A 14,961-nucleotide genomic window follows, 5' to 3' on the forward strand; every position below is an offset into this window, starting at 1 on the left:
TTTTTTTTGCGTTGAGTGAGGCATGAGGCCTCAGCGCTGGACTGATCACGTGTACTTGGTCCGTGTTCGGCCGTTTTCCGTGTTTACCGATACTTCCTGTTTCGCCCCGCTGGGCGACTCACTTTTCTTTGTTTGCGGATCGCCGCCCGGTGCAAAGAAAAGTAAGCAAAAGAAAGCGCCCCCCAACATCCGACCCCGCCTGCGGCGGGGTTCCCTTCTTCCGGTGTCGCTCCGGGGTCCGTCACGAAGGGACGTCCCTGCCTAGGCGGCCCCGTCCTTCGTTCCTCGCTCGGCGTCCTGCCTCGCGTCCCCCTGCGCAACACCTCCACTCGGCCTACTGACGGGGACCTGGGTTCCGAGTTGCTTGGGTGTTTTTCTTTCGCTCTTGGTTTTCCCATGCGAACCATCAGGCAACCCCAAACGCCCCTTCAGGAGGGTGAGTGGAATCGTTGCGGAAGGGGTTGAGCGGCATGGATGCCGCGAGAGACGCGATGGGCCATGGATGGCCCTTCGCGACGTGCCCCTGGAGCGGCGATGGAGCAAATGAACCCGGAGCGAAGCGTAGGGCCGTATGCAGGGGCAAGCGTTTTGCCTACTTTTCCGCGACTGGAAAAGTAGGTCGCCCAGGAAGGGCGAAACCTGAAGTGTCGGCCAACTCGATAAGCAGCCTTAAGCGCTTATCCCGAACCAACTGCCCGCACACAATCTTGCCAGCCCGGTATCAGAGCGCCCCAATTCCGAGATGCTCAACCGGCCTGCTAATGCCAAACCACTCCCTCGCGCCGCTCCCCCCAAGCATCGAAATGCGGGCCATAGGCGCTCTCCACCGAGGCCCGCTTGATCTTCAGCGTCGGCGTCAGGAAGCCGTTTTCCACCGCCCAAACCTCGGACACCAACACCAGGCCATTGAGCTGCTCGTGCTTGTCCAGCACCTGGTTGGTCTCGGCCAGCAGGCGCTGCAGGCTGACTTCCAGCTGCTCACGCACCTCGTTGCGCCCGGCCTCAGATAGCACACACAGGGCCAGCGGCTGCGGCAGACCATCACCCACCACGCAGACTTGCTCGATATGGCTGTGCACGGCCAGGCGGTTCTCGATCGGCGCAGGAGCCACGTACTTGCCCTTACTGGTCTTGAAGATCTCCTTGATCCGTCCGGTCAGACGCAGGTTGCCTTCAGCGTCCTGCTCGCCCTTGTCGCCGGTGCGCAGGAAGCCATCCTCGGTCATCGCCTCGGCAGTCTTGCCCGGCTCCTTGTAGTAGCCCTGCATGGTCGAGCCGCTGCGCACCAGCACTTCGCCCTCCTCGCTGATGCGCACCTCGACACCCGGGTTGTTCTGGCCGATCCAGCCGGACTTGAACTTGCCGGGCCTGCAGACATGCGAATAGCCGCAGTTCTCGGTCATGCCGTAGACCTCTTGCAGCTCCAGACCGAGGCGGCGATACCAGGCCAGTAGCGCATCCGGTACAGGCGCGGCCCCGGACAGGCCGAACTTCACCGCGTCCAGCCCCAGCCCGCGCAGTACCTTGCGCCCGACCAGACGGCCGATCAGCGGCAGGGACAGCAGGAAATCCAGTTTCTTGGCCGGCATTTTCGCGTACACGCCCATCTGGAACTTGGTCCAGATTCGCGGCACGCCGAAGAACACCGTGGGCCTGGCACGGCGCAGGTCTTCGAGGAAGGTGTCCAGGCTTTCGGCGAAATACACGGTGAGGCCGCTGTACAGCGAGTTCAGTTCGACGAACATGCGTTCGGCCACATGGCACAGCGGCAGGTAGGACAGTACGCGATCGTCCTCGCTGACGCCGAACAACTCGGTGGCATGGCCTGCGGTGAAGCCGAAGTTGCCGAAGTTGTGCATCACGCCTTTGGGCATGCCGGTGGTGCCGGAGGTATAGATGATGGTGGCCAGTTGTTCGGCGCCAGGCCGTGGCGTGTCCTGAATCGGCGCGCAGGCCTGCAGGTCGTTCCACTGCTTGTCGAAACTGCCTGCGGCGTGCAGCGGCAGCGCTACGGTGATGACGCCGGCCGGCAACCCTGCCGCCATGGCCTGCCAGTCGTCCAGCTTGCCGATGAACGCCACCCGTGCCTCGGCATGCTCCAACACCTGGCGCATCGACTCGGCTGTCAGGTTGGGATAGAGCGGCACCGAGACACAACCGGCCATCCAGATGGCCAGGTCGGCGACTATCCAATGGGCGCAGTTCTTCGAAATGATCGCAACCTTGCTGCCCTGCTCCAGCTCCAGGCTGCGCAGCCAGGCGGCTGCACGGCGGGCCTGCTCGCCGACTTCGGCCCAGGTCAGCTGTTGCACCTGGCCACCGCCCTGGGGCTGGATCAGGTAGGTCTTGTTCGGGTGACGCGCCTCACGCTCGAAGAACACGTCCAGCGGCAAACGGACTGCACTGGCCACAGGGCCTCCTTGTTTGTTGTTTTTGTCACAGGGAGCAACCAAGCACTTGCTTGGTCGAATATTCCATGCGTCAGGAGGCGTCGCAAGTAGAGAAATGTTACAGCGGGGGTACTAGGGTCTGTTGCCGTTTCGGCGCAAGCCGCGTTGCAGCGAAAAATCGCGCCAGGTTAGGCGCGGGACGCAGGTAATGGTCATTCCCTTATCAAGTCCCGCAACGACGCATGGCGCTATTTTTCGCGCAACCCGCAGGGACGGGCCTGTTTTTTGCGCGGAACGTCGTTACTCGACGGCTCATTTGGATCACCAAACTTCGCGTCTCGCGCCTAGCTCCGCGCAAAAACAGGTTCCGTCGCGGTCGCGGCGAAACGGCAACAGGCCCTAGGCTCTAGCTCGGGTGATGCAGAGCGGCGAGGTGCATCAGGCCGGGCACCAGGTCGCCGTCGAGCTCCACCAGGCTGGCCGTGCTCAGGCCCAACGACTGTTGCAGGTGACCATGCAGCAGCAGCCCCGAGAGACTGCCCAGCAGCGGGTTGTGGCTGACCAGCAGGCACTCGCCGGGATAGGCGTCGAGATGGCTGGCCGCCAGACGCGGCGAATCGTCAGGGGTGGCCCATTCGACCGTGGTCAGCGGCAGGCTCAGGCCGAGGCTTTCGCGCACCAGCTCGGCGGTCTGCTGGGCTCGCAGATAAGGGCTGACCAGGATGTGCGCCAGCGCCCGGCCCCGTAAGTGCTCGGCACTTTTGCGCACTTCCTTGCGGCCGCGCTCGGTCAGGGCGCGCTCCGCGTCGTTACGTGCACGCGGTTCGGCCTCGCCGTGGCGCAGCAGCCACAGGGTCACAGCTTGGGTTCTTCGTCGCGTACCGGGTGCGGCGCCGGCGGAATGCTGTGCGGCTCGTTGTCTTCCGGCGCACGCGGGGTCGGCCAGTCCGCGAAGGGCCAGGGTTTCTCCTCGCTGTTGAAGGTGCCGAAGCGACCGATCTGCTGCAGGTACTGGCTGAGACTGTCGCCGAAACCCTGCAGGCTGCCATTCGGCGCGCCGTAGAACAGGCGATAACCGAGCTGCACGAGCACCACCACGGCCAGGACGATTTCCGCCAGTTGCCAGACGATGGCAAAGATCACCATCCACAGAACGCGCAAGCCGATGGACTCGCGCTCCAGCACCTTGTTCTCTTCAGTCATGTCGCTCTCCTCACTCAGAATCCGCTGGGGGAAATGAAGTCTACGTCGGTCTTAGGGTCGCCGCTCATCAGCGCACCGATGACCTGAGCCAGTGTGCGCCCCTCGAACAGAATGGCATGCAGGCCCGCCACCAGGGGCATGTAGACCTGCAGCTCCTCAGCCTTGCTCTTGAGCACCTTGAGGGTGTTGACCCCCTCGGCCACTTCTCCCAGGCGCGCAACCGCGTCGTCCAGCGAGAGCCCCTCGCCCAGCGCATGGCCGACCTGGAAGTTGCGGCTCTTCGGCGATGAGCAGGTGACGATCAGGTCGCCCACCCCGGCCAGGCCAAGGAAGGTCATGGGGTTGGCGCCCAGGGTAACGGCGAAGCGGGTCATCTCGGCCAGGGCGCGGGTGATCAGCATGCTCTTGGTGTTCTCGCCCATGCCCAGTGCCGCTGCCATGCCGGCGATGATGGCGTAGACATTCTTCAGCGCCCCGCCCAGTTCGACGCCGAAGCTGTCGCCGCTGGCATAGACGCGGAAAGTGCCGCCATGCAGGGCCTGCTGCACGCGCTGGCAGAGTTCCTCATCCTCACTGGCGATCACCGTGGCGGTCAGCGCATGTTCGGCGACCTCACGGGCCAGATTGGGCCCGGACAACACGCCGATACGCGCCTGCGGGGCGACTTCGGCGAGAATCTGACTCATCAGCTTGAAGCTCTCGGCCTCGATGCCCTTGGTGGTGCTCACCAGCAGCTTGCCGGCCAGAGCAGTGGCCACTGGCTGCAGCGCCTGACGCAGGCCGGCAGAAGGAATGGCGACGAAGACCAGTTCGCAGGCGGCCAGGGTTACGTCCAGATCGGTGACCGGTTCGACACCGTCGTGCAGTTTGATGCCCTTGAGGTAGCGCGGGTTCTCGCGCTGACTGCGCATGGCCGCAGCCTGCTCGGGGTCGCGCATCCACTGCAGGACGCGCTGGCCGTTTTCGGCCAGGAGATTGGCTATCGCGGTGCCGAAGCTGCCACCGCCCAGAACTGCAACGGGTTGTTGCTCGGTCATAGGATTTCCATAACAGGCCATTACTGGCGAATGGCGGCATTATCACGAAGCCTTGGCCGAGCGGCCAGCCCAAATGAGCCGGGCCAGGCCAAATGCCGTGGATGTGCGCTGGAAATCAGAGAAGCCTCAGTTAACATGCGACCCTTATGCCAAAGAACAGGGCCGTTTCCCGGGCACCCCGGCTCAGCGCGGCGAAACAAGAAAACAGCGACATCCGTCAGCTCCAGGAGAACGAGCTTTCATGACCTTCGGGCGCAACTGGGACATCCATACCCGCACCCAACTGATCAGCGTCGGCCCAGCCCTGTTGCTGACACTCTTGCTGACGGGCTTCTTCACCTACTCACGACTGCAGGATCTGCGCCAGGAGCTCAATCACACCGGCCAGCTGATCGCCGACCAGCTCGCCCCCGCCGCCGAGTACGGAGTGCTGGCCGACAATCCGCAAGCGATCGAAGGCCTGCTGCGCGCCACGCTGAAAACGCCGCATGTGCGCTTCCTCGAAGTGCGCGACCGCAGTGAGAACATCCTCGTCTATGTCGAACAGGGCGGAAGCGCACCAGCCGCTCACGTCGAGGTTTTTCACGCTCCTATTCGCCTGCAACGCCCCTTGCAGGAGGACGACCTGAGCGAACCGGCCAACCTCGCGCTGCAAACCGGCGACGACTATCTGGGACGGGTCGTGGTGGGTATGTCCGACGAGGCCTTCAGCAACCGCCAGCAGGCCATTCTGCTGAAAGCCACCATCCTGGCACTGGTCGCCCTGGTCCTGACCTTCTTCCTGGCCCGCCAACTGGCCCGTCGCCTGGCACAACCGATCAGCGGCATGGGCAGGGCCCTGCAGGCGATCAAGGCCGGTAACTACAACACCCAACTGCCGGAGAGCGATGCCGGCGAACTGGGTGATCTGGCCCGCCATATCAACAGCCTGGCCAGCGAACTGCAGAGCGCCAGCCGCGAGCAGCAAGACGCCATGCAGCAGCTGATCCAGACCCGTGAGGAAGCCGAGCAGGCGAGCCGCGCCAAGTCCGACTTCCTGGCGATGATGAGCCACGAGCTGCGTACCCCGATGAATGGCGTGCTGGGCATGCTGCAGCTGCTGGAAACCACCGAGATGAACCAGGAGCAGGCCGAGTACGCGGCACTGGCCACCGAGTCCACCGAGCATCTGCTCAAGGTGATCAACGACATCCTCGACTTCTCCCGCATCGAACGCGGGGCGCTGGAGCTGGAGCGCATCCCCTTCAGCCTGCTGGAACTGCTGCAGGGCTCCATTCAGGTGTTCCAGCACAGCGCCCAGCAACGCGGCCTACGCCTGCGTCTGGACGCCCAGGAGGGCCTGGAGGAGCTAGAGGTACAAGGCGATCCGACACGTATCCGGCAGATCCTGGTCAACCTGCTGGGCAACGCGCTGAAGTTCACCGAAGAAGGCGGCATCCGCATCGAAGTGCGCTGGCAGCCGCTGGACAACGAGGTACTGTGGCTCACCTGCGCCGTCCACGACAGCGGTATCGGTATCGCCCCGCAGCGCCTGGAGCACATGTTCGATGCCTTCCAGCAGGCCGACACCTCAATTTCCCGTCGTTATGGTGGCACCGGCCTGGGCCTGTCCATCGCCCGCACCCTGGCCGAGCGCATGGGGGGCACCCTGCATGCCGACAGTGACGAGGGCATCGGCTCGGTATTCACCCTGGAAATCCCCCTGCCATTCAGCCCCCGCCGCGACAGTGAAATGTTGCACGAAGTGTCTGACGGCCACTACGGCGAAGGCCAGGAAGTGCTGCTGGTGGAGGACAACCCGGTCAACCAGACGGTGATCGAAGCCATGCTGCGCAGCCTCGGCTACCGCGTCGTGCTGGTCGGCGACGGCGCCCAGGCCGTGCAGCAATTCGATGCACGGCGCTTCGCCGCAGTGCTGATGGATTGCCGCCTGCCACTGCTGGATGGTTACGAGGCAACCCGGCAGATTCGCCACAACTCACCGCATTGCGGCACACCGATCATCGCGCTGACCGCCAATGCCCTGCAGGGTGATCGCGAGGCCTGCCTGCAAGCCGGTATGAACGATTATCTGGCCAAGCCCTTCAAACGGGCAGACCTTGAGCGAATGCTGCTGCGCTGGCTGGGCAAATACAGCCCGAGCAACGCAGGAGTGCTAGAGTCGGGCGAAGGGTGAGAAGGTTCACGGCGTCTGGTTTACAAGTGTTCACAAACCGCTGTGACTTTCACCATGGCGCATCAGTCTACGACTAGTCTGCCGCGATACAAGAATGCCTGCGGCACAGCTTAGCCCCGCCAAGGGGGACCATTGAGGAGTTCGCATGACCCAGCAAAACGCCTATTCCCGGGAAGAATTGCTCGCCTGCAGCCGCGGCGAACTGTTTGGCCCAGGTAATGCGCAATTGCCCGCCCCCAACATGCTGATGATGGACCGCATCGTTCATATCAGCGACACCGGCGGCAAATACGGCAAGGGCGAAATCGTCGCCGAACTCGATATCAGTCCCGACCTGTGGTTCTTTGGCTGCCACTTCGAAGGCGATCCGGTAATGCCGGGCTGCCTGGGCCTCGACGCCATGTGGCAGCTGGTCGGCTTCTACCTTGGCTGGCAAGGCAACCCGGGCCGCGGCCGCGCCCTGGGTTCGGGTGAAGTGAAGTTCTTCGGCCAGGTCCTGCCGACCGCCAAGAAGGTCACCTACAACATCCATATCAAACGCACCATCAACCGCTCGCTGGTGCTGGGCATCGCCGACGGCAGCGTCAGCGTCGACGGCCGCGAAATCTACAGCGCCGAAGGCCTGCGCGTTGGCCTGTTTACCTCTACCGACAGCTTCTGAAGGACATTCCGCATGCGTCGCGTCGTGATCACTGGCCTGGGCATCGTTTCCTGCCTGGGCAATGACAAAGAAACCGTTTCCGCCAACCTGCGCGCCAGCAAGGCGGGCATCCGTTTCAACCCGAGCTACGCCGAGATGGGCCTGCGCAGTCATGTCAGCGGCTCCGTCGAGCTGAATCTGGAAGAGCTGATCGACCGCAAACTGCTGCGCTTCATGGGTGATGCCGCGGCCTACGCCTACCTGTCCATGGAACAGGCGATCGCCGACGCCGGCCTCACCCCCGAGCAGGTCTCCGACCCGCGCACCGGTCTGATCGCCGGCTCCGGCGGTGCCTCCACGCTGAACATCATGGAAGCCGTCGACACCCTGCGCGAGAAAGGCGTCAAGCGCATCGGCCCATACCGCGTCACCCGCACCATGGGCAGCACCGTGTCGGCCTGCCTGGCCACGCCGTTCAAGATCAAGGGCGTGAACTACTCCATCTCCTCGGCCTGCGCCACCAGCGCACACTGCATCGGCCAGGCCATGGAACAGATTCAGCTGGGCAAGCAGGATGTGGTCTTCGCCGGCGGCGGCGAAGAAGAGCACTGGAGCCAGAGCTGCCTGTTCGACGCCATGGGCGCCCTCTCCACCCAGTACAACGAGTCCCCGGAAAAGGCCTCGCGCGCCTATGACGCCAAGCGTGACGGCTTCGTCATCGCCGGCGGCGGCGGAATGGTGGTGGTCGAGGAGCTGGAGCACGCGCTCAAGCGTGGCGCCAAGATCTACGCGGAAATCGTCGGCTACGGCGCGACCTCCGACGGCTACGACATGGTTGCCCCGAGCGGCGAAGGTGCCGTGCGCTGCATGCAACAGGCGCTGGCCACCGTCGACACTCCGATCGACTACCTGAACACCCACGGCACCTCCACGCCGGTGGGTGACGTCGCGGAAATCCGCGGTGTACGCGAAGTGTTCGGCGACAAGGCCCCGGCCATCAGCTCCACCAAGAGCCTGTCCGGCCACTCCCTGGGCGCTGCTGGCGTGCAGGAAGCGATCTACTGCATGCTGATGATGGAAGGCAACTTCATCGCCGGCTCGGCCAACATCGACGAGCTGGACCCGGAAGTCGCCGACATGCCGATCCAGGGCAAGACTCGCGAGAACGTCGAGCTCACCACCGTGATGAGCAACAGCTTCGGCTTCGGCGGCACCAACGCCACGCTGGTACTGAAGCGCTTCAAGGGCTGATCCTGGCCACACATGAAAACGGCGCCCTCGGGCGCCGTTTTTGTTTCAGCCGTATATCACTGCACGGTGAAGCGCTGCTCCACCAACTTGCGATCACCCTGGAACACCATGAACTGCCACTCGCCCGGCACCACTTCGTAGTGCTCGGTGAACTCGAAGGCCATGACATCCAGCGGCGCGCCCGGCACCAGCTTCTGCACCAGCTCGATCTTGTCCTGGCGCTTGCCATCGGGCCCTACCAGGCCCGGGGTGAAGTACATCAACGTCAGAGGCACATCGGTCTCGCGCTTGCCGGCCAACTGGTAGCGCACACCGAACTTGGTGCCCAGGCGAGCGGGTACGACCGCGGTCTGCTCAATGGGCTGGTTGGCCCGGGCCAGAATCCGTTCACCCGGCTGCGGGTCCTTGATCTGCGCAGTGAACACACCGTACTCGACGGGGCCTTCCACACGCACGTCGGCCATGGCCAGGCTGGAGGCCAGGCCCAGCACCACGACGGACAGACTCGAGAGTTTCATTTCGCGCTCCTTGTTTGGGGATGGCGCGAAGGCTATGACGCAGCGGTTACAGACTGATGACAGTCAGTCGCTCAACTCGGCCTGGCGCTTGCGCGGCAACACGGCGAGGAAGTTGTCGCGTGCCACTCGCCGCGCCACGTCCTCGGGCAAGGCATCGAGGAAAGGCTGGAAATCCGCCAGATAGCCCCCCAGGCCGTCGAAGCGACCAACCACATCGGAGCCCAGCATAAAGCGCGCCGGGTAGCTGCGCACCAGCTGCAGCCAGGCCTCGTCCGGGCGGCCCTGCGCATCAAGCAGATAGGGGCGCAGCACCGTCCAGGACAGGTCGATATACAGATTCGGATACTCGCCGAGCATGCGCTCCAGGGTCGGCAGGAGAAAATCCAGCTTCTTCTGATGGCGGTGAATTTCCTTGCTGGTGCCGGCATGTGCCCAGATGAAGCGCACATGCGGATGATTGCGCAGAGGCTCCTCGACCTCCTCCAGATACAGCGGATTGCGCTCGCGCTTGGAGGTAATGTTGCTGTGCAGCATCACCGGCAGATCGTATTCGGCGGCCAGGTGGTAGATACGCGCCAGCGCCTCGTTGTTGGCCCGTGGCGTATCGCCGTAGATCAGCGCGGTGAGGTCGTCGTGGCGGGTGAAGACCTCGCCTATGCCCTGCCACAGCCCCGGATCGAGCTCCAGCATGCGCCGCACATGGGCGTCGGAGTTCTTGTCCGCGGGATTGAAGCCGCTGAGGAATGGATGAAAGCGCTGGCGCTGCTCGGCCGGCAGGCGCTTTACTGCCGCGGCTACCAGCACATCCGTGGCGCTGTACCAATAGGCGCCGGCATCGTCGCCGGCGTAATAACGCGGGCGTTTGGGCTCATCCTCGTGCCACTTCTTGGCCACCGGAATGCCGCTGATCATCACATGATCGATGCCGCCCGCCGCCATGGCTTCCAGCAGCGGCGTCATGCCCTCGCTCTCCTGAAAGAAATCCACGTAGTGAAGGTGCGCATCGCTGAAACGATAGTCACGCGCAGAAGCCGGCAAGGTGCACAGGCCGACTAGCAGGACAAGCAAGGAACGGATAGGCAAGGACGTGCTCCTGAGGCTGCAGAGCAAGAGTAGACTGCCCGAGTGTGGCGCCGTTCACTGGCCAGGCCAGCGGCGACCAGCCATGATTGAAGCCATAGCCCCAAGAAAGCGCCACATGTCCGTCACTCGCCTCCTCAGCCTGCTTGCTCTGCTCTGCCTGGTTTCGCCAGTCGAGGCCGAGCCGCTGACCTACCCACTGCACTCCAATGGGCCCGACCCCGAGGCCTATGTGGTCGAGCTGCTGCACCAGGCGTTGGCCAGAAGCGGCGGCGACTATCAGTTGCAGCCCTCACCCAGACCCATGACCCAGAGCCGCGCCGAGCAGTCCCTGGAGCAGAACGACGGGCGAGTTCAGCTGATGTGGACCATGACCACCAAAGCCCGCGAAGAAACCCTGCTCCCCGTGCGCATCCCCATCTACCGGGGCCTGATCGGCTGGCGTGTGGCCCTGGTTCGTCAGGAGGACAGCCACTGGCTGAAACGCGTGCAGACCCTGGACGATCTCAAGCCGCTGCGCATCGGCCAGCGTGCCGACTGGCCGGACACCCGCATCCTGCGCAGCAATGGTCTGCAGGTGATTACCAGCCAGAGCTATGACAGCCTGTTCCGCATGCTCGATGCCGGCCGTTTCGATCTATTCCCCCGCGAAGTGGTGGTGGCCTGGAGCGAACAGGCACAGGCCGCCAGCGAGGGGCTCCAGCTCGCAGTGGATGACCATATCGTCATCCACTACCCCACCGCCTTCTACTTCTTCACCTCGCGCGCCCAGGCCAACCTGGCCAATGCCATCGAGCGCGGCCTCGAGGCGATGCTGGCCGACGGCAGTTTCGAGCGACTGTTCCAGCAGCACCACGGCGCCACGCTGGAGCGTGCACGACTCGACCAACGCCAGGTGATCGAACTGGAGAATTCCGATCTGCCCGCACGGACGCCCTTCCAGCGCGAAGCCCTCTGGTTCCGGCTAGGCGCACCGCAATAGAGCCTGACGAACCGCTTTGGCGCAGCGGATGCGACGGTCTTTCGGCGCCAGGCTTGTGACACAGCGCACACAGATTGATGGCACTGTGCTTGCACCACTCCCGCCAGACCATACGGGAGACGCTCCATGCTGCAGTTGCTGCGCAAACCCTCACGCCGCGAACGAGACGAAGAAGCCCTGGCCGCCCTCTTCACCGGCCACGACCTCACCACCCGCCTGCCGGAAGAGCAGGCCTGGATGGGCAAGCTCAACCGCTTCAGCGACGGCCTGCACCAGCGCATTCGCACCAGCCTCGGCGCCGCCGTCGGTATCGCCGCCCACGCCCCGCAGCTGGCCAACATCGCCAGCGCCAACCAGGCCAGCGGCCAGAGCCTCGCGCAATCCTCCGAACTGATCGCCAGTGCCAGTGAACAGGTCACCACCACCCTGGATGCCGAACTGGTGCCCGGTGCCGTGGAGGTGGCGCGCCTGTCCGGCGAAGTTTCGGCCACCCTGCGCCAGTGCCAGCAGAGCGGCCAGGCCGTGCTGCGCCAGGTGGATGCCATCGGCGCCAGCGAAGCCGAGCTGGGCGAAGTCATCGGCAACCTCACCGCCCAGCTGGAAGAAGTGAGCAAGGTCATCGGCGTGATCGCCAGCATCTCCCAGCAGACCAATCTGCTCGCCCTCAACGCCGCCATCGAAGCCGCCCGCGCCGGGGAGCATGGCCGCGGTTTCGCCGTGGTCGCCGAGGAAGTACGGCGCCTGGCCGGGCACACCACCGAGGCCACCGGCCAGGTCGGGCAGATCATCGAACGCTTTCGTGAAGGCATGGATCAGCTCGGACGGGCCGGCGAACGCATGCACCAGGCGGTGCAGGATGGTCGAGATGGCATGCTCCAGGTCGGTAGCGGACTGGACAGTACCCGCCAGGCCATGGACCGGCTGGATGAACGGGTCGGGCATATTGCCACCGGCACCGAGCAGATCGGCCAGGCCGTACGCTCGATCAATGGCGACGTGCAACAGATCGCCCAGGTCGCCGGCGACCTGCTGGGCAAGGCCGGCCAGGTGCTGCGTCACAGTCAGGCCGTGCGCGAGGACGGCGACCGCCTGCTGCAGGGGCTTGGCGACTTCCGCCTGGAGCTGCATCGCTCGGTGCAAGGCAGCGTGGAGCAGTTGGCCAGAGAGGCTGCGCTCAGAGGCGACATCGCGGCCGCCGAGCGCTTGCTGACGGAGACCCTGCGCCGCGACCCACGCTTCGAGCTGTTCTATCTGGTCGATGCCCAGGGCGTGCAGCTGTCGGAGAATATCTTCGCCAGTGACGTGGCACACCAGGACGAAGCCAGCTGCCGTGGCCGCAACTGGGGCCAGCGCCCCTGGTTCCGTGCAGCAGCCGATCACTTGCGCAGCCACATTACCCCGGTCTACCGCTCCTCGGCCACCGATGACTTCTGTTTCACCGTGTCGGTGCCGGTCCTCGACGCGGATGGCCGTTTGCAGCGTGTGCTTGGCGCAGACGTGCGCCTCTCCGTACTGGTCTGAGCAACCTGGCCTGGGCTAGGCTGGGCTCACCACCCAAGTAAAGGGAAGCCTGCAATGATCCGCATCAGTACCGAGTCCGGCCTGCGCCACAGCATCGAAATCGGCGAACACCTGCTGCACACCGATGTGCCACTTGCCCTCGGCGGCGAAGGCGCCGGGCCCGAGCCACACGATCTGTTCGACGCCGCCCTGGGCGCCTGCAAAGCGCTGACCCTGATGCTCTACGCCAAGCAGAAAGGCCTGCCGCTGGAAAGCCTGGACGTTCGCGTTGCACGCGACGACAGCCAGGAACGCCAGGGCAGCTATCAGTTGAACGTCGAGCTGGAGCTGCACGGTGCCCTGGACGAAGCCCAGCGTCAGCAACTGTTGCGCATCGCCGACAAGTGCCCGATCCATAAGCTGATGACCAGCACCGAGGTGCAGGTTTCAACCCACCTGAGCGAGGCCTGAGATGGCCGAGTTGCTGCTGATCCAGCCCAAGGCCGAGGATATCGCCGGCCAACCGATTCTGCGCCCACTGCCTTCGGCCAAGTGCCGCAGCGTCGGCCCCTTCGTCTTCTTCGACCACATGCTGGAACAGGCCTACCCGGCTGGCAGCGGCATGAACATCGCCCAGCATCCGCACATTGGCCTGTCCACCCTCACCTACCTGTTCGCCGGCGAGTTGCAGCACAAGGACAGCCTGGGCTCGGATCAACTGGTGCGGCCCGGCGACGTCAGCTGGATGACCGCCGGCCGCGCCGTCGCCCATGTCGAGCGCACCCCCGCACACCTACTGGAAAGCGGCTCGCGCCTGCACGGCTTGCAGGTGTGGCTGGCGCTGCCGCAGGCGCTTGAAGAAGGCGAGCCGAGCTACAGCCACCATCCGGCCGACAGCCTGCCGCGCAGCGAAGCCATGGGCGTACAGATCACCCTGATCGCCGGCAACGGCTTCTGCATGCAGTCGCCGGTGCCGATGCATTCACCCACCCTCTACGCCGAACTGCGCCTGCAGGCCGGCGCCAGTCTGTTGATTCCGGCCGAGCACCGCGAGCGTGCGCTGTACCTGATCGACGGCGAGGCCCGCCTCGAGGATAGCGACCTGCCCTTGCACAGCCTGACGGTGCTACCAGAAGGCGAGGAACTGCTGCTCAGCGCCTGCGGCGAGTGCCACCTGGCATTGATTGGCGGCGAGCCACTGGGGCCACGGCGCATGTACTGGAACTTCGTCGCCAGTGAAGCCGCCCTGCTGGAGCGCGCCAAGCAGGACTGGGCCGCCTGGAACTGGCCGAAAGTACCAGGAGAAACGGAGCGCATTCCGCTACCGGGCTGACCCTCTGCCAGCCACTCGCCTGGCGTGCGGGGCATCGAACTGCTTTGCTCAAGTAACAACGCGGTGTCTAGCACACGCACCTGGCTATGCCTGAATCGGCAGTGGAGATCTCAGCATGCTCGTTCCCGTCCGCCTGGCACACCGCCTGACTCTGGGCAGCATCCTGCTGCTGATCTTCACGGCGCTCGCGGTGTTCGCCGTCATGACCCTGCGTGGTCAACCACGAGTGGTGGCCACCAGCAGCGCCCTGATCGAGCAGACCGGCAGCGCCATTGTTCGCCAGCTAGCCCTGCAACTGGCGCAGATCGAGGGTGTGACGGCCAGCCTGGCGCATCTTGCCGAAGTGCTGCCGCACGACGAGCAGCTCTACCTGAGCAGCCTGCCCAACGTGATCGACAACCAGGGCGATGCGGCCATCGCCGGCGGCGGCATCTGGCCCGAGCCGGGCGCGTTCACCACCGACGTCGAACGGCGCAGCTTCTTCTGGGCCCGTGGCAACGATGGCCACCTCGCCTACTCCAACGACTACAACGCGGCGTCCGGCCCCGGCTATCACAACGATGCCTGGTATACCGGCGCCAGGACCAGCAAGCCTGGACAGTGCCTGTGGTCGGAAGCCTATCAGGACCCGGTCACCGGCGTGCCCATGGTGACCTGCAGCGTGCCGTATCGGCAGGAAGGACAGTTCGCGGGCGTCGCCACCCTCGACTTGCGCCTCGATGATCTGGCGCACTTCCTCGATCAACAGGGCAAGGTGACCGATGGCTATGCCTTCGCCCTCGACCAGGCCGGCAACGTTCTGTATTTCCCCGGGGCCAAGGCCGGCAGCGCTGACGCGATGCTCAGCTTCA

General features: G+C 64.3%; 13 protein-coding genes and 1 pseudogene. 8 read left to right on the top strand and 6 right to left on the bottom strand.

The features are described from left to right. Window positions 1-758 precede the first annotated feature (758 nt). From AYB31_RS08755 to AYB31_RS08770, 4 genes are all read right to left on the bottom strand, one after another. A complete protein-coding gene (locus AYB31_RS08755) occupies window positions 759-2,411 on the bottom strand; it encodes an AMP-binding protein (RefSeq protein WP_068827775.1) in 1,653 nt (550 codons plus the stop codon). A gap of 385 nt (window positions 2,412-2,796) precedes the next feature. Further along, window positions 2,797-3,249: a phosphohistidine phosphatase SixA gene (sixA, locus tag AYB31_RS08760; RefSeq protein ID WP_068827777.1), complete on the bottom strand. Its 453-nt coding sequence runs from the start codon at window positions 3,247-3,249 to the stop codon at window positions 2,797-2,799. After that, window positions 3,246-3,593 (bottom strand): DUF4389 domain-containing protein, encoded by a 348-nt coding sequence (locus AYB31_RS08765; protein WP_068827779.1) that lies wholly within the window; start codon window positions 3,591-3,593, stop codon window positions 3,246-3,248. Before AYB31_RS08765 ends, sixA begins: the two co-directional genes overlap by 4 nt. Window positions 3,594-3,607: 14 nt before the next feature. Then, window positions 3,608-4,630, bottom strand: coding sequence for an NAD(P)H-dependent glycerol-3-phosphate dehydrogenase (locus AYB31_RS08770; protein ID WP_068827781.1), 1,023 nt, complete (start codon window positions 4,628-4,630; stop codon window positions 3,608-3,610). Between the two features lie 241 nt (window positions 4,631-4,871). Here AYB31_RS08770 and AYB31_RS08775 point away from each other — a divergent pair, with 241 nt between their 5' ends. From AYB31_RS08775 to fabB, 3 genes are all read left to right on the top strand, one after another. After that, a complete protein-coding gene (locus AYB31_RS08775) occupies window positions 4,872-6,806 on the top strand; it encodes an ATP-binding protein (protein ID WP_068827783.1) in 1,935 nt (644 codons plus the stop codon). 145 nt (window positions 6,807-6,951) lie between these two features. Continuing rightward, window positions 6,952-7,467, top strand: coding sequence for a 3-hydroxyacyl-[acyl-carrier-protein] dehydratase FabA (gene fabA / locus AYB31_RS08780; protein ID WP_068827785.1), 516 nt, complete (start codon window positions 6,952-6,954; stop codon window positions 7,465-7,467). Between the two features lie 12 nt (window positions 7,468-7,479). Then, window positions 7,480-8,697, top strand: a complete 1,218-nt coding sequence (gene fabB / locus AYB31_RS08785) for a beta-ketoacyl-ACP synthase I (RefSeq protein ID WP_068827787.1) — start codon at window positions 7,480-7,482, stop codon at window positions 8,695-8,697. 56 nt (window positions 8,698-8,753) lie between these two features. Here fabB and AYB31_RS08790 read toward each other — a convergent pair whose 3' ends face one another. Beyond that, window positions 8,754-9,215, bottom strand: coding sequence for a DUF3859 domain-containing protein (locus tag AYB31_RS08790; protein ID WP_068827789.1), 462 nt, complete (start codon window positions 9,213-9,215; stop codon window positions 8,754-8,756). A 63-nt stretch (window positions 9,216-9,278) separates the two neighbouring features. Then, window positions 9,279-10,298, bottom strand: coding sequence for an amidohydrolase family protein (locus AYB31_RS08795; RefSeq protein ID WP_082805251.1), 1,020 nt, complete (start codon window positions 10,296-10,298; stop codon window positions 9,279-9,281). A 115-nt stretch (window positions 10,299-10,413) separates the two neighbouring features. Here AYB31_RS08795 and AYB31_RS08800 point away from each other — a divergent pair, with 115 nt between their 5' ends. The 5 genes and pseudogenes from AYB31_RS08800 to AYB31_RS22250 form a co-directional block, all read left to right on the top strand. Beyond that, window positions 10,414-11,277, top strand: coding sequence for a substrate-binding periplasmic protein (locus AYB31_RS08800; protein WP_068827791.1), 864 nt, complete (start codon window positions 10,414-10,416; stop codon window positions 11,275-11,277). A gap of 237 nt (window positions 11,278-11,514) precedes the next feature. Beyond that, window positions 11,515-12,798, top strand: coding sequence for a methyl-accepting chemotaxis protein (locus tag AYB31_RS08805; protein WP_442961799.1), 1,284 nt, complete (start codon window positions 11,515-11,517; stop codon window positions 12,796-12,798). A 54-nt stretch (window positions 12,799-12,852) separates the two neighbouring features. After that, window positions 12,853-13,248, top strand: a complete 396-nt coding sequence (locus AYB31_RS08810) for an OsmC family protein (RefSeq protein ID WP_068827795.1) — start codon at window positions 12,853-12,855, stop codon at window positions 13,246-13,248. 1 nt (window position 13,249) lies between these two features. After that, window positions 13,250-14,110, top strand: a complete 861-nt coding sequence (locus tag AYB31_RS08815) for a pirin family protein (RefSeq protein ID WP_068827797.1) — start codon at window positions 13,250-13,252, stop codon at window positions 14,108-14,110. Between the two features lie 202 nt (window positions 14,111-14,312). After that, window positions 14,313-14,927: pseudogene (locus AYB31_RS22250) on the top strand (cache domain-containing protein); the annotation flags it as partial. Window positions 14,928-14,961: the final 34 nt, after the last annotated feature.

Source organism: Pseudomonas sp. BMS12, from assembly GCF_001592875.1.
Classification (GTDB): domain Bacteria; phylum Pseudomonadota; class Gammaproteobacteria; order Pseudomonadales; family Pseudomonadaceae; genus Aquipseudomonas.